Source organism: Roseibium sp. HPY-6, from assembly GCF_040530035.1.
Classification (GTDB): domain Bacteria; phylum Pseudomonadota; class Alphaproteobacteria; order Rhizobiales; family Stappiaceae; genus Roseibium.
This window is the reverse complement of sequence record NZ_JBEWCD010000002.1, coordinates 2,916,700-2,935,377: the sequence shown is the minus strand read 5'-3', so window position 1 is coordinate 2,935,377 and position 18,678 is coordinate 2,916,700. Positions and strand designations below refer to the sequence as shown.

Here is an 18,678-nt window from a genome sequence, read left to right as displayed (position 1 = left end):
AACAACAATCGGTGGTGCCCACGGGCGCCGCCGTACCGCAAAACTACTGCCTTTGAAAGACGAATGGGTCCGGCAGTTCAAAACGCTGATCGTCGACCCGCACCATATGGACACCGTTCTGCAGGCGCCAATCAATGTCTCTGCCAACGCCAGACATGGTCGCACTGGCTCTCACGAATTCCCCATGAACAAAATAGAGTTTGCGTTCAAATCCGTTTGCGAATGTCACCACGATTGTCGCATCGCCGCCAACATCGCGTGAAACGGCCGCGCTGCATGTTCCAAGCGCCTGACCGCGTTCCTGGGCACAGGCGATTGTTACCTCGGCATCAAAGTCCCGTTTTCCTGCCCTGCCCTTGCTGGTGTCTTCGCCCACCGGGACGTTGCCGTCCGGACCGCGCGCGGCTTGCAGATCGCTCGACCTGATGTAGCCCTTCGCCCCGCCCCTGAAAGGTCGAACCGCGCACCAGGTCTGGTCAGCCGATCCATCGCATCCCATGTTCAAGAACACTGTGCCCTGCTCAACGGTATCAATGAGTTTTGAACCGCTCGATGGCGCCTCGTGAAGCGCCGCCTTGATGGTCGCGACCTCGAAGCGCCGGGGGCCTCCCTCGTTTGGTGTTTTTTGTAAACCAGGGGCAAGACCGCCGTCGCCAGCCATGAGCGGAGCGGACATGAACACACCGAAGACCGCAATGACAAAGATCTTCCAATGTCCGCAATGAGAAAAACCCATAAGCGCCTGCCTCCGGTCGAATGGTCTTGTAACGCTGACGTTGGGAAAGGCTAGGTGTCGTATGTTTTGGGGTCAAGATCGGTCTTCAGACACAGGCGGTCCGGCCGATTTTTGACCCGGAAAAGCAACTCCGCTTTGTTCTCGAAAGAAAAACTCGCGACGCACATGGAAGGTGCCATGTTCGTATGCTGTGACGTCGTCTTACAAACCTGTTTCCATCACCAATCAGCGTCCAGGATGCTTCACTTGACCGGTGCGCGCCCTATTTGTTTTATCATTCGACAAACGCAGGTCACGCATGCTTCAGGACAAGAAATCCGAAACCGACGCGGAGAAGCAAAAGGTCCTTTTGCGTCAGCTCGTTGAAGAACTGGGCCGTGAAGTCCCTGAGCTATACTATCAACCGACAAGCCACGTTGCGCGGATGGTTCGCCGCATGATATCCGAAGGCGATATCCTGAATGCCGATCAGCGCAAACTGATGGCGCGGCTGAGCGAGCGCGACCTTGAGGTTCTCCTGAGCCTGCACTGATTCAACGAACCCTTGGCTTTGAAACACAATCGGCATGTTGATGTTGGTCTGATCCGACAGTAACTGCTTTCGGTGATATTGTCCGGGCTGTAAAATTTAAAGGGCTAGCGCTCCGGCAGGTAGGAGCAGCGCATTGCTTTGTTGAACTTACTTCCCCCCCAGTCCAGGGGTAATCACGGTTTTTCCCGATTGATTTTACTAAGAACTTTCGCCAATCGTCGTGTCAGATTCTGCCTGCCTCAACGCAAACCCGATCTGATCGTCTACCATTATTCGGCATCGAGACACGCCTCTCTTACTAGAAATGCACACAAAACTTCTACGCAATTCGGATCCGTTTCAGAGGTCGCGACCAAAACTCCGTAGGTCAATGTGATAGCCTTAGACCTATTGGGTTTAGAAACTGATCGGGATAGCAGCCAATGCAGCGACTTGAACTTCCAAGCGAAAGCGAACTGGTCGCAAACTTCAAGCTTTTGTCGGAAACCATCGAGCCGGTCAGGAGATATTCGCAGGCCACGGCACAAAAGTCTTTTGTGGCCGATGACGGCCGAAAAGCGGATTTGGAACGAATGATTTTTTCGCCCGAAAAAGCAGCGTTGCTTGCCTTTCTTTGCCAGCATTGCGAAGCGGAACTTTCGATTGAAATTGGCTTCGGCATGGGTTCATCCGCCACTGTAATTCTAGGGACAAGGAGGTCGACGGGACGAAATTTTGAACACCTGATCCTCGACCCGTGGGGCATTAGCAGACTAGATGGGGAAATCGTCCAGGATTACCTTGAACAGGAGTTCGGACCCAAGTTTCAACGGATCTGGGAACGTTCTGAAATCGCACTTGGTCAAATACTCAAGACCCGTGGGCAAGGCAAAGCCGGACTTATCTTCATCGACGGTGGACATCAGTTCGAAAACGTGATGACGGACTTCGCCCTCTCAGACCTTCTTTGTGCACACCATGGATACATTGTCCTGGACGATGCAGCTTTTCCTGCCATTGAAACAGTCCTGAATTACATACGCGCCAACCGTCCAGACTATCAAATTGCCTATCAGCCTGTCCCAGACATCGCGGTTCTCAGAAAGGTCGCCCCCGATGCGCGTAGCTGGTCTTCATTCAAACCTTTTGAAGTTCCCGATCGAAGCGATTGGACAAGTGTTAATCACACTTAGCTTGCTGCATAAGTATCAGAAAAACGCATGTTTCAGCCGCTTGTGGATGTAACGCAGCGCGCCCGCGTAGACCCATTCCATGACCGGACCGTGCGCGTCACACGATGCGGGCGCATCTGCATTGGAAAACGAAAGATCAATCTCAACCAGGTCTTCGCTGGCCAGATCCTGGGGCTACGCGAATTCGATGACCAGATATGGCTCGTTTCGTTCCTGAATTATGATCTGGGGTTCTTCGACCACAGGGAGAACCGTGTCGAGCCAGGTACAAACCCATTCACTCCGGAGAAAGTGTAAACTATCTCTCCGGTATCAAATGTAAGCCATGTGACAAGAATGGACCCGAAAGTGGATGGCGACCCCGGCAGGATTCGAACCTGCGACCATTCGCTTAGAAGGCGAGTGCTCTATCCAGCTGAGCTACGGGGCCATATTGTGTTGCAGCCAGGTGAGTTGCTGCGTTGAGCCTTAAATTCTGTTTTTGCCCGCGTGTCGATTCATCTTTCTGAATTTCAACAGGCATTCGATCCTAGTAAGCGCTTGGATTACGTCGACACAGTAATGATGGGCGCATCAGTGCGTCCAGGGGGCGACCCGCTTGAACTTGAAATTGTCCGCATAGGCCGCGCCGCGCACTTTCCGGTTCTGCGCTTTTTCCACGCGGTGCGCGATACCATGGCGTTTGGCGTATGCGACGGCTTCCTCTTGTGTGTCGAAATACAGCCGGACCTGCTGCTTCATATCGGAAGAGGACGTATAACCCATGAGCGGTTCGACGGACTTCGCGACTTCCGGCTCATAGTCCAGTACCCAGCGATGCGTTTTGGCCTTGCCGGACTGCATGGCGGTTTTTGCCGGACGGTAAATGCGTGCAACCATTTGGCGTTGCCCTTAATCAGTTCGTCGGTGTCTCAAGATCCTGAAAGCTTTTTCCCACCTTTTGGCCGGAAGTCAACACCGTTCTTGAAAGTGAGCCAGCTGACACGCACTCACACGAACGTTGGTGTGCGGGTTCGATTTCCTGTCCACTGTTTTGCATGAATGACGCCGTGTTGAGATGACAGTGACATGCAGAGTGTGCTAGTAGCTACCTTAGCGAGAATTTCAGCGGCGTTGGGAACCGTTTCGGTTTGCAAACGGCTGAACTTTTACCGACCGGCTGGGCCGGTTCAAAAAACCATAAGAACCAATACGAGCGGGGCACATGCAGCATAACATTTACAAGTCGCTGGGAGCTTATGTCCCGGAGCATGTCTCGCCGACAACATCCAAAGCCTTGTCGCCGGTCAAACTCAAATCAGCCGTCGATGCGGCCAACCTCACCGAAATGTGGAACATGATCCTGACGCTGGATTATGGTGTTTCGACCGTCAAGGAATTGCCACAAGAACGGCAGGACGAATTCTTGAATGTCATGTCCCTGCTGTTGCAGGCATTTGACCGATAAGCTCGCGAAAAACTCGCAAACCCGTTTCTGAGACTCAAGAGTTTCAATCAGCAATCTTCGACAAGCGGCCCACATTCAGGTCCATTCTTCAAGCTGCGACTGATAACCGCTGATATCACCAATATGCGCAAGAACCCATTCCGGGTCGTAGTAGGTGTCGAGATAGCGTTCTCCACTGTCGCACATCAGGGTCACAATCGAGCCCCGCTCGCCGGCCGCCACCATGCCGCGCGCATAGTTCAGAACGCCCCACAGATTGGTCCCCGTCGAAGCGCCCGCCCTGCGTCCGATGCGCCTTTGAAGCCAATGGATCGTTGCTACGCTTGCGGCATCCGGCACCTTCATCATTTCGTCAATGACGTCCGGCTGAAACGAATGTTCGACCTCGGGCCGGCCGATTCCTTCTATGCGGCTTGATTTCCCAGAAGTCAGCGTTCGATCGCCTGATTGAAAACTATCATAAAAAACAGAGTCTTCCGGATCGACAACAGTCAATGCGGTGTCATAGCTTTTGTAGCGTATGTACCGTCCAAGCGTTGCGGACGTTCCACCGGTTCCTGCGCTCATGACTATTCTGCGCGGCACCGGGTGCGGCTCAAACTCCATCTGCCGATAGATGCTTTCTGCAATATTGTTATTGCCCCGCCAGTCCGTTGCACGTTCTGCGTAAGTGAACTGGTCCATAAAGTAGCCGCCGATCGAGCGCGCCAGTTCGACCGAAGCGTCATGCATCTTCGGCGCAGACCCAACATAATGGATCTTTCCGCCATAAAGCTCGATCAGGCGGATCTTGCTGTGGGCAGTGCTTTCAGGAACAACAGCGATAAACGGTACGCCGATCATGCGCGCGAAATACGCCTCGGACACAGCCGTGCTGCCGGAGGACGCCTCCACAATGGTGGTTCCCTCTTTGATCTTGCCGTTGCAAAGCGCGTACAGGAACAACGACCGAGCAAGCCTGTGCTTCAGACTGCCGGTCGGATGGGTGCTTTCATCCTTGAGATATATGTCGACGCCGTCGAGTTTCGGCACCTGCAATTTAAACAGGTGCGTATCGGCAGATCTATGTGCATCCGCATTGATCTTGCCGACAGCCCTGGCAACCCAATCAACCATGACTTCAACACTCTATGTGTGCTTCGACTGATGCGATTTCATCACAAGAGCATTCAGGCGCCAAGTCTGGCTGACTGCGCGTTTTCTAAAATGCACACACGGTCAAACGGACAAATCGCGGTCTGTCCCAGGGATGCGCAGCGCGCGACCAACGGTCCTGTTAAGTCACTCGGCCGCCATCAGCTTGCAAGCTTTTTCGCGTCGGATCTCGTACCTTATGAGCTGACTAAGGTCGCTGGGACCGCCGACTTCTGTCATCTGATCAAAGCTCGACAGCGATTCGCACAGCGGTCTTGCAAAACTGTTCGCAGAGCGCTCCGACAGGTAACCAATCAGCCGGGCTCCTTCGTTTTCTGCTATGATCTGCCGATAGATGAGTGCTGTGGTGAATGCCTCGGGTGAGATCAGCAGACTTGTCTCGGAGTCCTGGCAGACCGTGTGATCGGGGAACTTGGATTTGAGCTCGCCTAAAATGAGTGGCAGTTCACTATGTTCTTTTTCCCACTCCAGGTACGCATTCAGTTGTCCGATTGTTGCCTTTGTACCCGCCAGGCAAACCCGAAGCGTTGCAGGCCCGTTTTCAATAACCGGGGCAATCTTTACAGGGTAAGCGCTGTTTTGCACCACCTTCACGAGATACTCGTAAAGATCATCTGAAAAGCAATGCTCGTAGCGCTCGACAATCTCATCGCCGCTCCACAGTTCAGCCCCGGACGAGACGAATATCCCTCTGAAACTACGGCGCACGCTGGACGGCACCCGGGACATAAGTTCGTTATAACTGACACTTGCTATCAGATAACACGGTTTTAAAAGCGCGAAGCTGCGCAAATAGGCTGCAAAGTCATGATCCATCTGGCCAAAAGTGCCGGTGACAATCGAATTCAAATCGAAAAGAAAAACGTTCTGTGAACCTGCGTTACCCGTTGCCTCTTCGGCAGTGTCCAATGAAATCACTTGGGCTTTGGAAAGCATTACAATCTCCTCCAGTCCTTGGCTCTGACCAGGTGAATGCAAGACTGCGACCAAATGATGCTTAACGTATTATCGAACTTTTTCTCTATATTTCTCAGACTGTTAGAGCATATTCGTCAGCTAAGTTCCGTCCTGATGCACACTGATTGTGACAAGAAATGAAGTATTCAGTCCCAAAACAGAACAAAATGACTTTTCACAATTCCCGTAACGGCACTTATTTTAACTATCCGAATTAACAATACTTTTTTACTTTTTGAATACTATCGATATCCTTGCGGAAATTTTCAGCGGTCAACTATCGGGAATCCAGGTGCGCTGCTCCTTGTTTGCGACCTTCGTCCTCTTACCCACCCCAGACAACGGCATCTTCGTGACGTTTGATCAGGTGCCGGAGGTTTTCAAAACTCTTGGCGACGTGCTGTGCATATTTATCCACTGCCGGCAGGTAAGGCGCGTCGGCCGGACGCAAGATCCCCAGTGCACGATCCGGATGGGGGATCTGGAACGGCAGAGCAGTCATGGTCCTCTCCTTCCGGTAGGCGAAGACGACACTGTGTGGCAAAACCGTCAGGGCATTGGTCCGGGTCATGTAGTTGATCACGCTGGCAAGCGACCCGCCCGAATAGCGGACCTTGATTTCTGTGGCACCGAGCGAGAGTAGGATGGAGTGAAGATCAGCGTAGAGCGGGCTGCCGGGCGGAGGCGCGATCCATGGATATTCGAGCAGTTCCTGCGCTCCTGTCCTGCGATTGCCCAAAAGCGGATGCAGAGCGCTGCAGGCGACAACATTCCGGCCAGGCAGGATTTCATCGAACACAAGCCCTGAGCCTTCTCCCAGTATATCTATCGGGCAGATTGCAAGATCGATCCGGTCCGCATGAATGGCTTCCCGCAGATCCCGGACATAACCGTAGCTCTGATCAACGCGGATTTCCGGATAACTGTTCTGGAACTCCGCGGTCATGCTGGAAATAAGCGCATCCATGAAAAACGGTGTTCCGCCAACCCTTACGGTTCCCGCCTTGCCTTCCTGAAAATTCCGAACCGTTTCCGAAGCCTTGCGCGAGGCCGACAGCATCACCATTCCCTGATCGGCCAGGGCCTGCGCCAGTGGAGTTGGCAGAAGCGGCCGCTGCCCTTTCTGGAAAAGCGGTTCCCCCAGGCGCTTTTCCAGCGAAGAGAGCGTGCGCGAAACCGCCGGCTGGGTCATGCCGAGCATTTCGGCGCCTTCCGTGACGCTGCCGGTCTGAACGACGGCGGCGAGCTGTATCAGGTGTCGCTCATCAAGCTTCATAGCAATTTGTTATAAACTTGACCCAAGAAATCATCAACCGCACCGCTGTGCCCGATAATTTTCCCAGAGGTCAGGAAATGACCATTGGGAGGAACCATGGCCGGCATGTCCGACATCGCTTATTTCAAGACGGAAACGTCCGACCGGCTTTTTGCCGAGCGGCTCGACGCGACTTCGGATGAGCGGCTTGCCCAGGTGCTGAGCAAGGTCGCGGAGCATCTGCACGCCATCGTCCGGGAAACCCGCCCAACCCTGAACGACTGGCGCGCGACGATCGAATTCCTGACGGAAGTCGGTCACCTGTGCGACGACCGGCGTCAGGAATGGGTTCTGGTGTCAGACCTTCTGGGCATGTCCACGCTTGTCGACGCCCTCAATTCGGACCGGCCCCATAAAGCGACACCGAACACGATGCGCGGGCCGTTTTACCGCCCGGACGCTCCACTGATGCAGCACGGCGAAAACATCTCGCTCGACGGTGCGGGAACACCGGTCGACGTCACCCTCCGCCTCTTTGACCTGGACGACCGGCCCCTTGCCGGGGCGCATGTCGAAACCTGGCAGGCCAACGCGCAAGGGTTTTATGAAAACCAGCAGCCCGATCTGCAGCCGGAACACAATCTGCGCGGCCATTTCGTTTCAGATGATGCCGGTCGCGTCACCTACCGCACCATCCGCCCTTCCGGATACGAAGTGCCGAAGGACGGCCCACTCGGAGATCTTCTTGCAAAACTCGGTGCGCCCCTTTGCCGGCCTGCCCATGTCTATTTCCAGGTGTCGGCTGACGGTTTCGAGACCCTCACGACGCAGATCTTTGACGGCGACGATCCAAACCTCGGCAAGGACCCGCTATTCAGCGTCAAACCCGGGCTCATCCGTTGTTTCAAGGAAGCCGAAGCGGGTTCGGACGCAGCGCTCAAACTCAACATTGATTTCCACCTGAACCCGGTCAGACAGGAGCTTGATGCATGACCCGCGCCTTCACCTACAGAGGCAGCGCAGCCCATATCGTCTTCGGTGCCGGCAAGCGCGCCGAAACAGGGACCTGGGTGAAAAAGCTCGGCTGCGGGAAAGCCCTGGTTCTGGCAACACCGCATCAGGCGGACGATGCGGCACAGCTTGCCGAAGAGCTTGGAGGTCTTGCCGTCGATGTCTTCGCGAAAGCGGCCATGCACACGCCCATCGATGTCACCGAAGCGGCAATGGACCTTGTAAGATCCTCTGGTGCGGACTGCGTCGTTTCGCTCGGCGGTGGTTCCACGACCGGCCTCGGCAAGGCCATCGCCTACCGCACAGATGTGCCCCAGATCGTTATTCCGACCACCTACGCCGGGTCTGAGGTGACGCCGATCCTCGGCCAGACGGAAGAAGGCCGTAAAACCACGGTGCGGGGCGACAGTATCCTGCCTGAGGTCGTGATCTACGACCCGGACCTGACAACAGGACTGCCGCTGGCCATGACGATCACCAGCGGCCTGAACGCCATGGCCCATGCCGCCGAAGCCCTTTACGCGCAGGACCGCAATCCCGTTTCCAGTCTGATGGCGGCCGAAGGTCTGGCTGCGTTCAGCGAGGCTCTGCCTTTGCTCAAGGCGGATCCGGCAGATACCGAGGCCCGCTCTGCAGCGCTCTATGGTGCGTGGCTCTGCGGCACGGTCCTCGGTACTGTCGGCATGGCGCTTCATCACAAGATCTGCCACACGCTCGGCGGCAGTTTCAATACGCCGCACGCGGAAACCCATGCCATCATGCTTCCGCACACGGTCGGCTTCAACGCCGGTGCGGTTCCCGAACAATTGCAGCCGATTGCCGATCTTTTCGGGGCAACACCGGGTGCAGGCCTCTTCGACTTTTCTACACGTATCGGCGCACCGCTTGCGCTCAAGGACCTTGGCCTGAACGAGACAGACCTTGAGCGTGCCGCCGACATTGCAACCGAAAACCCGTACTGGAACCCGCGCCCGATCGACCGCGCGTCCATCCGTCATCTGCTGCAGGACGCCTGGGAAGGAACGCGCCCCGCAGTCTGATCACCTGGTCTGGGAGGAACCAATATGTTGAATAGACGCACATTCCTGAAATCGACTGCGGCAACGGCCGCCCTTGCGGGTTCATCCGGACTGGCTCTGCCGGCCCGTGCGCAGGGAACGCCGATCAAGCTTGGCTATGTGAGCCCGCAAACCGGCCCCCTCGCCGCTTTCGCCGAAGCCGACAACTTCATCATCAGCGGTTTCAATGCGGCTGCAAAAGCTGAAGGCCTCAACATCGAGGTTATCGTCAAGGACAGCCAGTCGAACCCTAACCGGGCAGCTGAAGTCGCCCGCGAGCTTATCATTGACGATGAAATTAACCTGATGCTTGTGGCCTCCACCCCGGAAACCACAAATCCGGTCACCACGACATGTGAAAGCGAAGAGATCCCCTGCATCTCGACGGTCGCGCCCTGGCAGCCCTGGTTCATCGGCCAGCAGGGCAACCCCGGCGATCCGGGCAGTTGGGAACCGTTCTACTATTCTTATCATTTCTTCTGGGGTCTGGAGGATGTCATCGCAGTCTTCACCAACATGTGGGGACAGCTCGACACCAACAAGCAAGTCGGCGGCCTCTTCCCGAATGACGGCGACGGCAATGCCTGGGGCGATCCGAATGTCGGCTTTCCACCGGTGCTTGAAAAACTCGGCTACGGCCTGACCGACCCGGGACGCTATCAGAACCTCACCGACGATTTCACCGCGCAGATCAACGCGTTCAAACAGGCGAATGCTGAAATCGTGACGGGCGTGATGGTCCCGCCGGACTTCACGACATTCTGGACACAGGCCAAGCAGCAGGGTTTCACGCCCAAAGTCGCCTCGATCGGCAAGGCGATCCTGTTCCCGCAGGCCGTCGCAGCGCTCGGCGATGCCGGCAACAATCTCTCTTCAGAAATCTGGTGGAGCCCGACGCACCCGTTCTCCTCCTCGCTCACGGGCGAAAGCTCCGGCCAGCTTGCATCAGGTTTCACCGAAGCCACCGGACGCCCCTGGACACAGCCCATCGGCTTCGTCCACGCACTGTTCGAACTGGCAGCGGATGTCATGAAGCGCGCAAGCGACCCGACGGACGCCGACGAGGTCTCGGAAGTCATCGCAGCGACCGACCTCGACACGATCGTCGGCCCGATCGCCTGGGACGGAAAGGGCCTGCCGCCCTTTGCTCAGAAGAATGTTGCCAAGACGCCGCTGGTCGGCGGTCAGTGGCGCCTGAAGGACGGCGGAGGCTACGACCTCGTCATTACCGACAACCAGACCGCACAGGCCATTCCGACCGGCGGCAAGATGGAACCGATCACCTGAGTTCCGGCAGGCGTGGACCTTTCGTCTGCGCAGGCTTGAGGGAGTGAAGCAATGACGATCCTGGCGCTTGACAATGTGTCGAAAGCCTTTGGTGCGCTGCGTGTTTCGCAACACATTACCTTTGATCTTGCAGAAGGCGAGGCCCTGGGTGTGATCGGACCGAACGGCGCCGGCAAATCGACCTTGTTCAACCTCATCACCGGCAATCTGCCTGTCGATGAGGGCCGGATCGAATTTCTCGGCCGGGACGTGACACATGTCCCGCCGATGGAACGGTGTCTCAGCGGATTGGGACGCACCTTCCAGATCCCGCAGCCATTTGAAAAACTGACGGTTTTTGAAAACCTCATCGTTGCTGGAGCCTTCGGCAACAGGTTGCCGGAAAGCGCCGTTTCCGATGAATGCGCCGAGATTCTCGTCGAGACGGGTTTAATCGGCAAGGCGAACGAAGTTGCCGGGCGTCTCAGCCTTCTGGAGCGCAAACGCCTGGAACTCGCCCGCGCCCTGGCAACCCGACCCAAGGTGCTTCTGCTCGACGAGATCGCCGGCGGGCTCACCGAGGGCGAATGCCACGCGCTAGTCGCGACCATCAGGAAAATCCATTCGGGCGGCATGTCGATCATCTGGATCGAGCACGTTCTTCACGCCCTCACCTCCGTCGCCGAACGCCTGCTCGTGCTCGACTTCGGCAAGGTGATCGGCATCGGCGAGCCGGACGCCATCATGAACTCGCAGGAAGTGCGGGAAATCTATCTCGGGATCGATGTGTGATGGCGCTGCTTCAGACAGACAATCTGACCGCCCACTACGGCGACTTCCAGGCGCTCTTCGGGGTCGATATCCGGCTTGAGGAAGGCGAGACTGTGGCGATCATCGGCGCAAACGGGGCCGGCAAAACCACACTGATGCGTTCCATTTCCGGGGTTCTGACCAACCGGGCGGATGCGATCACATTCGATAACGACCGGATCGGTTCCTCCCATGCGGCGGATATCGTGAAGAAGGGCATTGCCATGGTGCCCGAGGGGCGCAAGCTCTTCCCTTCATTAAGCGTGGAGGAAAATCTCCTCATCGGCGCCCACGGCCGCAAGGTCGAGGGAAGCTGGACGCTTGAAACAGTCTACGACATGTTCCCGGTCCTCCAGGAGCGCAGGCTCAATCCCGGCACCGCCCTTTCCGGCGGTCAGCAGCAGATGGTCGCGATCGGACGGGCGCTGATGTCCAACCCGCGCGTGCTCCTTTGCGATGAGATCAGCCTTGGTCTTGCGCCGGTGATCATCAAGGACATCTACGCCGCGCTGCCAAAGATCAAGGCATCCGGCACCTCCATCGTTGTGGTGGAACAGGATATCGGCCAGGCGCTGAAAGTCGCAGACCGCGTCTATTGCATGATGGAAGGACGGATCACGCTGGAAGGCACTCCCTCCGATCTCAGTCGCGATGCCATTCACAACGCCTATTTCGGAGCTGCCGCATGATCTGGGTCGACACAATCGTCCAAGGCGTCCTGCTCGGCGGCCTCTATGCCCTCTTCGCAGCCGGGCTCAGCCTCGTTTTCGGGATCATGCGGCTCGTGAACCTTGCCCATGGCGATCTCATCGTCATGGCCGCCTACCTGATCCTTGTGCTTGTGACGTTGCTCGGCATCGACCCGTTCCTGGCAGCCCTGATATCGGCGCCGATCCTGTTTGGCATTGGCTGGCTTTTGCAGATGCATGTTCTCAACCGGACGCTCGGTCCCGACATCCTGCCGCCACTGCTCGTGACCTTCGGCCTTTCCATCGTGATCCAGAACGCGCTTCTGGAAGGCTTTTCCGCCGACAGCCAACGCCTTTCCGTCGGTCAACTCGAAACAGCGTCTCTCGCGCTTGGTCCCCTTAATGTCGGCGTGATGCCTCTTCTGACATTTCTTTCCGCGATCGTGGTTATCGTTGGATTGAACCGACTTTTCTACAGCACGTCGCTTGGCCGGGCCTTCCGCGCAACCTCGGATGATGCGGTGACCGCGAGCCTGATGGGCATCCGTCCCCAGAACATTTTCGCCACCGCAACGGGTATTGCGATGGTCGTTGTGACGATCGCCGCGCTCTATCTTGGAACCCGCGCCAATTTCGACCCGACAATCGGCCCGGCGCGACTGATCTATGCCTTCGAGGCCGTGATTATCGGCGGGCTCGGTTCGCTCTGGGGCACGCTTGCGGGCGGCATCATCATCGGCGTTGCACAAACGCTGGGAGCCGCCATCAACCCGGAATGGCAGATCCTCGCCGGGCATATTGCCTTTGTCGTCGTTCTGTTGCTCAGACCACGCGGTTTGTTCCCGCGGGCCGTGGATTGAGGGAGCTGCCATGACCGCGTCCACCCAAACCACCCGAACCGCCTGGACCGTTGAGACCGGCACACGCACCTCGACGCTGTTCCTCGGGCTTGCAGCGCTCCTTGTGATCGTTCTGGCTTTCGCCCCGTTCTATGCGTCGCGCAGCCTTATCCAGGATCTCTTCTTCATTCTCACCATGCTGGTGCTGGCGCAGGGTTGGAACCTGCTTGCCGGATATGCCGGCCTCGTCTCCGTCGGCCAGCAGGCCTTCGTCGGCATTGGTGCCTACGCCATGTTCGGCGGCGTCATTCTTCTGGATCTCGATCCGCTGGTCTCGATCCTTCTGGGTGGGGTCGCAGCCGCGCTGCTCGCCATCCCGACCGCCTTCTTCACGTTCCGTCTGCAGGGCGCTTACTTCGCTATCGGCACCTGGGTGGTCGCGGAAATCGTACGCCTCACCGTTGCGCAGTGGAAGGCGCTTGGCGGCGGCACCGGCACGTCCCTGCCCCGCAGCGCGACGCGGGACATGTTCGGCCTCGATTTTCTGAAAGACACGTTCGGCTTCAAAACGTCCGCCGCAACCGATGTCATTACGTTCTGGCTCGCGTTGATCCTGGCAGTCGCCACGGTGGGTGTCGTCTACTGGCTGTTGCGCTCCCGCCAGGGGCTCGGGCTCGCAGCCGTACGCGACAACCAGAATGCCGCCCGGTCCGTCGGCGTCGACGCGCAGCGCCTGAAAACTATCGTGTACCTGAGCACGGCGTTCATTACGGGTCTCGCCGGTGCGCTGATCTACGTCCAGAAAGCCCGGATTTCTCCCGATGCTGCCTTCTCGGTGCTCGACTGGACCGCCTATGTGATCTTCATCGTTGTCATCGGCGGCATCGGCACCATCGAAGGACCGATCATCGGAGTCCTCGTCTTCTTCGCCCTGCAGAATTCCCTATCCGGCTATGGCTCCTGGTACCTGCTGGTTCTGGGTCTCTTGGGCATCGTCATCATGCTGTTCGCGCCGCGCGGCCTCTGGGGCCTCTTCACCGACCGCACCGGCATCGAACTCTTTCCCATTCGCCGCAGGCTCTCCGGCGGCACCAGCGAAAAATCTGGAGATTGAAATGAAAAAGACACTTGCAGCGCAGTGCCTGATTGATTTTGGAGGAAAGACAAATGGCTGATTTCAGCACCGATGTCCTGATCATCGGCACCGGCCCGGCGGGCTCTGCAACAGCGGCGCTTCTGTCGACTTATGGTATCGAGAACATGGCGATCAACCGCTATCGCTGGCTCGCCAACACCCCGCGTGCGCACATCACCAACCAGCGCACCATGGAGGTCCTCAGAGATCTCGGGCGAGCCGTCGAAGACGAAGCCTATCTGTTCGCCGCACACCAGGAGCTGATGGGCGAGAACGTCTTCTGCGAGAGCCTCGCGGGCGAAGAAATCGGTCGCATGAAAAGCTGGGGCAATCATCCGCTGTCCAAAGCGGAACACCTGATGGCCTCGCCGACGATGATGAACGACCTGCCGCAAACCTTCATGGAGCCGCTTCTCTTCAAGACGGCCTGTTCGAGGGGAACTCAAGCGCGCATGTCGACCCAGTATCTTTCCCACGAACAAGACGCGGAAGGCGTTACCACCACTTGCCTCGACCGACTGTCGGGAAAAGAATTCACCATCCGGTCGAAGTATCTTATCGGTGCTGATGGCGGCAACTCCCTCGTAGCGGAACATGCCGGATTGCCATTTGAGGGCAAGATGGGCGTCGGCGGTTCAATGAACATTCTGTTCCGGGCGGACCTTTCCAAGCATGTCGCCCACAGACCCTCTGTTCTTTACTGGGTGATGCAGCCGGGTGCGGATGTCGGCGGCATCGGCATGGGTCTTGTGAGGATGGTGCGCCCTTGGAACGAGTGGCTGATCGTCTGGGGATACGACATCAATCAGCCGGCCCCGGAAGTCGACGAAGCCATGGCGACCGACGTGGCCCGCCAGCTGGTCGGAGATCCGGATCTGACGATTGAGCTGATCTCGGCGAATACCTGGACCGTCAACAACATGTACGCAACGCACATGCAGAAGGACCGCGTGTTCATCATGGGCGATGCGGCGCACCGACACCCACCCTCAAACGGCCTCGGATCCAACACCTCCATTCAGGACAGTTTCAACCTGGCCTGGAAACTTGCCGCGGTTCTGAAGGGTCAGGCAGGCGAAGCGCTGCTTGACAGCTACAGCGTCGAAAGGGCACCGGTCGCCAAGCAGATCGTGACCCGCGCCAACCAGTCCATCGCCGAGTTCGGCCCGATCTTCGAAGCGCTCGGCATGGGCGAAGGTGTCGATCCTGAGGTCATGCAGAAAAATCTTGTTGCCCGCTGCGACCGCACCGATGCCGCAGAAGCGCAGCGCGAAGCGATCCGCAAGGCGATCGCCTTCAAGAAATACGAATTCGACGCGCACGGCGTGGAGATGAACCAGCGCTACAAGTCAAAAGCGATCGAAACGGATGGACAGCAGGAACCGGCTTTCGAACGCGATGCCGAGCTGCATTATCAGGCAACGACATGGCCAGGGGCCCGCATACCGCATTGCTGGTTATTTGATCACGACAACGGCGACAAGTTCTCAACGCTCGACCTGTGCGGCGGCGGAACCTTCACCCTCTTTACCGGCATCGGCGGTGAAGCCTGGGAAGAAGTCGCGAAATCCGTCGGTGCGGAATTCGGCCTCGCTGTCCAGGTCCATGTAATCGGTCCGCGCCGGCAATATGTTGATCACACAGGCGACTGGGCACGGGCGCGCGAAGTTAGCGACAAGGGCTGCATCCTGGTGCGCCCGGATCAGCACGTCGCCTGGCGCAGCACCGGGCTGACCGGCGACCCTGCCGGCGATCTGCGCCGTGTCTTTTCCAAAATTCTCGCACGCTAAGGAGAGCCCGATGGAAGCTCACGAACTTGGATATTTCACCGAAGAAAACTCCGCCGAAGTGGTCACGGGCCGGAACAAGAACGCCAGCGACCCGCGTCTCAAGGAAATCATGGAAGTCGTGACGCGCAAGCTGCACGAGGCGGTCAAGGAGATCGAGCCGACGCAGGAAGAATGGTTCAAGGCAATCCAGTTCCTGACGGCGACGGGCCACAAATGCGACGACTGGCGCCAGGAATTCATACTCCTGTCCGATGTGCTCGGCGTCTCGATGCTGGTGGATGCGGTCAACTCGCGCCGTCCGACCGGAGCATCCGAAAACACCGTTCTCGGTCCTTTCCATCTGGGCGACGCTCCGGAATACGAAATGGGCCACAACATTTGCCTCGACGAGAAAGGCGAAGACCTTTTGGTGCGCGGCATGGTCAAGGACATCGACGGCAACCCGATGGAAGGGGTCAAGATCGATGTCTGGCAGGCCAATGACGAAGGCTTCTATGATGTCCAGCAGAAGGGCATCCAGCCGGAATTCAACCTGCGCGGTGTGTTCCGCACCGGACCTGACGGCAAATACTGGTTCCGGGCGGTCAAGCCGAAGCACTACTCGATCCCGGCAGACGGACCTGTCGGCGACATGCTGAACCGGCTCGGACGGCACCCGTTCCGACCGGCCCACCTCCACTACATCGTGTCCAAGGACGGCTACGACGAGCTGACCACGCATATTTTCGACCCGGATGACGAATACATCGATTCCGACAGTGTTTTCGGCGTGAAGAAAAGCCTGATCGCGGATTTTCGAAAGATCGAAGACCCGGCAAAGACCAGGGAAGCCGGTTTCAGCGGCCCCTCTTTCTGGGATGTGGAATTCGATTTCGTGCTGGCACCGAAGAAGGCGTAAGATGTCCAAGCCCTGTATCATCTGCGTCGCGATTACCGGCTCCCTGCCGCGCAAGGAGCACAATCCCGCGGTGCCTATCACGGTTTCCGAGCAGGTCGAAAGCACGCATGAGGCGTTTGAGGCCGGGGCAACGATCTGCCATGCGCATGTGCGCAATGACGATCAGACCCCGAGCTCCGATCCTGAGAAATTTGCCCGCCTCAAGGAAGGGCTGGAAAAGCATTGCCCCGGCATGATCATCCAGTTCTCCACGGGCGGACGATCGGGAGCGGGCAAGGTGCGCGGCGGCATGCTGCCACTGAAACCGGATATGGCCTCGCTATCGGTCGGCTCCAACAATTTCCCGACAAGGGTTTATGAAAACGCCCCGGACCTTGTCGACTGGCTCGCCGCGGAAATGCGAACCCACAACGTCATGCCGGAGATCGAGGCGTTCGATCTCAGTCATATCCATCAGGCGGCGGCGATGAACCGGGACGGCCGCATTCCGGGCGCCGTGTATGTCCAGTTCGTCATGGGCGTGAAGAACGCGATGCCCGCGGACAAGGATGTGTTCGATTACTATGTCAATACGGTTGAACGCCTGATGCCGAACGCCGAATGGTGCGCCGCGGGTATCGGCGCCAGCCAGCTCACCCTGAACGAATGGTCGATTGCCGCCGGCGGTCATGCCCGCACCGGTCTTGAGGACAATATCCGCCTGGACCGGGACCGGCTCGCGCCGTCGAATGCCGCACTTGTGAAGCGGACGGCTGAAATCTGCGCAACGAACAATAGGTCTGTCGCAACGCCTTCCGAGGCCCGCGCGATCCTCGGCCTCTCCCAACACACCCTCTGAATATCCAGGACCCTTTCAATGAGCGATCCCTTCGAAGCCGACCATATAGAAGCCAGAGAGGCCGCCCGGATCTTCCAGGCGATGGAACATGCGGCCGATCCGACCACCCTCGAACTTCTGTTCACCGTCGCACGCACCCACTACGGCTGGCAGGACCGCGATGTGTCCGAAGAGACGCTGCATGCGCTCTATGACATCGCCAAAATGGGTCCGACCTCTATGAACCAGCAGCCCATGCGGGTGCTGTTCATCCGCTCGGACGATGCCAAAGACCGGCTCGAGCCCTGGCTGATGGAGGCCAACAGGCCCAAAATGCGTACCGCCCCGGTGACCGCGATCATCGCCTATGACCTTAATTTCTGGGAGGAACTGCCGAAGCTGTTCCCGCCGAACCCGAATGCCCAGGACATCTTCCGCAACAATTCGACCGCTGCGCAGGTCAATGCCTTCCGGAACGGGACGTTGCAGGGCGCTTACTTCATGCTCGCCGCGAGAGCCGTCGGGCTGGATGTCGGAGCCATGTCCGGTTTCGACAACAAAAAGGTGGACGAGGAATTCTTTCACGGAACGTCCCTCAAATCGAATTTCCTGGTGAACCTTGGCTATGCCGACACGTCGAAGATTTTCCGGCGCCTGCCCAGGTTCGACTACGCCGACGTCTGCCAGACCCTTTAGGAGGACCACGCCATGTCAGGCCCGCACATTACCAAGGACGACATCCTGAAAGCCTCGGCGGGGATGCTGCAAAAGCAACTCTTCGTCGTATTCACCAGCCCGACCAACGGCATGGGGCCGGTGATGGAAAACATTGAAGAACACCTGAAATTCCAAGTCGATCTGGAACAGAGGGGCATCATGCTCGGTGCCGGTCCCTTCTGGGCCGATGACGAGCACACCTGGAACGGTGAAGGCATGGTGATCATTCGCGCCGACAGCCTCGCCCACGCCCGCGAGATTGCGGAAACGGACCCGATGCACTCCTCGGGTGCGCGCAGTTTTACGATCCGGCCCTGGCTGCTCAACGAGGGACGGATCACCGTCGAGGTGAATTTCTCGACAGGACGCCACGCGGTCGCCTGATGACCGCCTT

General features: G+C 57.7%; 21 protein-coding genes and 1 tRNA gene. 16 read left to right on the top strand and 6 right to left on the bottom strand.

Annotation, left to right across the window (positions count from 1 at the left end):
* Positions 1–43: 43 nt before the first annotated feature.
* Complete coding sequence (locus tag ABVF61_RS24570; protein ID WP_353996159.1) at positions 44–736, bottom strand: SH3 domain-containing protein; 693 nt, start codon at positions 734–736, stop codon at positions 44–46.
* A 298-nt stretch (positions 737–1,034) separates the two neighbouring features.
* On the opposite strand from ABVF61_RS24570, the gene ABVF61_RS24565 reads away from it, so the two are divergent.
* The 3 genes from ABVF61_RS24565 (at position 1,035) to ABVF61_RS24555 (ending at position 2,737) form a co-directional block, all read left to right on the top strand.
* Positions 1,035–1,268: a hypothetical protein gene (locus ABVF61_RS24565; RefSeq protein ID WP_353996158.1), complete on the top strand. Its 234-nt coding sequence runs from the start codon at positions 1,035–1,037 to the stop codon at positions 1,266–1,268.
* 422 nt (positions 1,269–1,690) lie between these two features.
* Complete coding sequence (locus ABVF61_RS24560; RefSeq protein ID WP_353996157.1) at positions 1,691–2,440, top strand: class I SAM-dependent methyltransferase; 750 nt, start codon at positions 1,691–1,693, stop codon at positions 2,438–2,440.
* Between the two features lie 27 nt (positions 2,441–2,467).
* A complete protein-coding gene (locus ABVF61_RS24555) occupies positions 2,468–2,737 on the top strand; it encodes a hypothetical protein (RefSeq protein WP_353996156.1) in 270 nt (89 codons plus the stop codon).
* A 56-nt stretch (positions 2,738–2,793) separates the two neighbouring features.
* Here the strand turns inward: ABVF61_RS24555 and ABVF61_RS24550 are convergent.
* Together ABVF61_RS24550 and ABVF61_RS24545 are read right to left on the bottom strand one after the other, a co-directional pair.
* Positions 2,794–2,870, bottom strand: a tRNA-Arg gene (locus tag ABVF61_RS24550).
* Between the two features lie 143 nt (positions 2,871–3,013).
* Positions 3,014–3,319, bottom strand: coding sequence for an ETC complex I subunit (locus ABVF61_RS24545; RefSeq protein ID WP_353996155.1), 306 nt, complete (start codon positions 3,317–3,319; stop codon positions 3,014–3,016).
* Positions 3,320–3,644: 325 nt separating this feature from the next.
* Here ABVF61_RS24545 and ABVF61_RS24540 point away from each other — a divergent pair, with 325 nt between their 5' ends.
* Positions 3,645–3,887, top strand: a complete 243-nt coding sequence (locus ABVF61_RS24540) for a hypothetical protein (protein ID WP_353996154.1) — start codon at positions 3,645–3,647, stop codon at positions 3,885–3,887.
* A 75-nt stretch (positions 3,888–3,962) separates the two neighbouring features.
* Here the strand turns inward: ABVF61_RS24540 and ABVF61_RS24535 are convergent, their stop codons facing one another.
* The 3 genes from ABVF61_RS24535 to ABVF61_RS24525 all read right to left on the bottom strand — a co-directional run bounded on the left by ABVF61_RS24535 (position 3,963) and on the right by ABVF61_RS24525 (position 7,275).
* Positions 3,963–5,003, bottom strand: coding sequence for a PLP-dependent cysteine synthase family protein (locus tag ABVF61_RS24535; RefSeq protein ID WP_353996153.1), 1,041 nt, complete (start codon positions 5,001–5,003; stop codon positions 3,963–3,965).
* Between the two features lie 165 nt (positions 5,004–5,168).
* Positions 5,169–5,978: a hypothetical protein gene (locus tag ABVF61_RS24530; RefSeq protein ID WP_353996152.1), complete on the bottom strand. Its 810-nt coding sequence runs from the start codon at positions 5,976–5,978 to the stop codon at positions 5,169–5,171.
* Positions 5,979–6,324: 346 nt separating this feature from the next.
* Positions 6,325–7,275, bottom strand: a complete 951-nt coding sequence (locus ABVF61_RS24525; protein ID WP_353996151.1) for a LysR family transcriptional regulator — start codon at positions 7,273–7,275, stop codon at positions 6,325–6,327.
* Between the two features lie 96 nt (positions 7,276–7,371).
* Between ABVF61_RS24525 and ABVF61_RS24520 the strand changes: the two genes are divergently transcribed.
* From ABVF61_RS24520 to ABVF61_RS24465, 12 genes are all read left to right on the top strand, one after another.
* Positions 7,372–8,247, top strand: coding sequence for a dioxygenase family protein (locus ABVF61_RS24520; protein WP_353996150.1), 876 nt, complete (start codon positions 7,372–7,374; stop codon positions 8,245–8,247).
* Positions 8,244–9,305, top strand: coding sequence for a maleylacetate reductase (locus ABVF61_RS24515; protein ID WP_353996149.1), 1,062 nt, complete (start codon positions 8,244–8,246; stop codon positions 9,303–9,305). Before ABVF61_RS24520 ends, ABVF61_RS24515 begins: the two co-directional genes overlap by 4 nt.
* A gap of 24 nt (positions 9,306–9,329) precedes the next feature.
* Positions 9,330–10,610 carry an ABC transporter substrate-binding protein gene (locus ABVF61_RS24510; RefSeq protein ID WP_353996148.1) on the top strand — a complete coding sequence of 427 codons (1,281 nt, stop codon included), beginning with the start codon at positions 9,330–9,332 and terminating at the stop codon, positions 10,608–10,610.
* 51 nt (positions 10,611–10,661) lie between these two features.
* A complete protein-coding gene (locus ABVF61_RS24505) occupies positions 10,662–11,381 on the top strand; it encodes an ABC transporter ATP-binding protein (protein ID WP_353996147.1) in 720 nt (239 codons plus the stop codon).
* Complete coding sequence (locus ABVF61_RS24500; RefSeq protein WP_353996146.1) at positions 11,381–12,088, top strand: ABC transporter ATP-binding protein; 708 nt, start codon at positions 11,381–11,383, stop codon at positions 12,086–12,088. Before ABVF61_RS24505 ends, ABVF61_RS24500 begins: the two co-directional genes overlap by 1 nt.
* Complete coding sequence (locus ABVF61_RS24495; protein WP_353996145.1) at positions 12,085–12,948, top strand: branched-chain amino acid ABC transporter permease; 864 nt, start codon at positions 12,085–12,087, stop codon at positions 12,946–12,948. Before ABVF61_RS24500 ends, ABVF61_RS24495 begins: the two co-directional genes overlap by 4 nt.
* Before the next feature lie 10 nt (positions 12,949–12,958).
* Complete coding sequence (locus ABVF61_RS24490; RefSeq protein ID WP_353996144.1) at positions 12,959–14,041, top strand: branched-chain amino acid ABC transporter permease; 1,083 nt, start codon at positions 12,959–12,961, stop codon at positions 14,039–14,041.
* A 53-nt stretch (positions 14,042–14,094) separates the two neighbouring features.
* The gene (locus tag ABVF61_RS24485; protein ID WP_353996143.1) at positions 14,095–15,852 is read left to right on the top strand and encodes an FAD-dependent oxidoreductase; all 1,758 of its coding nucleotides are present in this window, start codon (positions 14,095–14,097) and stop codon (positions 15,850–15,852) included.
* Positions 15,853–15,862: 10 nt separating this feature from the next.
* Positions 15,863–16,750, top strand: a complete 888-nt coding sequence (locus tag ABVF61_RS24480) for an intradiol ring-cleavage dioxygenase (RefSeq protein WP_353996142.1) — start codon at positions 15,863–15,865, stop codon at positions 16,748–16,750.
* Position 16,751: 1 nt separating this feature from the next.
* Complete coding sequence (locus tag ABVF61_RS24475; protein WP_353996141.1) at positions 16,752–17,588, top strand: 3-oxoadipate:acetyl-CoA acetyltransferase; 837 nt, start codon at positions 16,752–16,754, stop codon at positions 17,586–17,588.
* 81 nt (positions 17,589–17,669) lie between these two features.
* Positions 17,670–18,263, top strand: a complete 594-nt coding sequence (locus tag ABVF61_RS24470; RefSeq protein WP_502950016.1) for a malonic semialdehyde reductase — start codon at positions 17,670–17,672, stop codon at positions 18,261–18,263.
* A gap of 12 nt (positions 18,264–18,275) precedes the next feature.
* Entirely contained in the window at positions 18,276–18,668 is a 393-nt protein-coding gene (locus ABVF61_RS24465) for a YciI family protein (RefSeq protein ID WP_353996139.1), read from the top strand.
* Positions 18,669–18,678 lie beyond the last annotated feature (10 nt).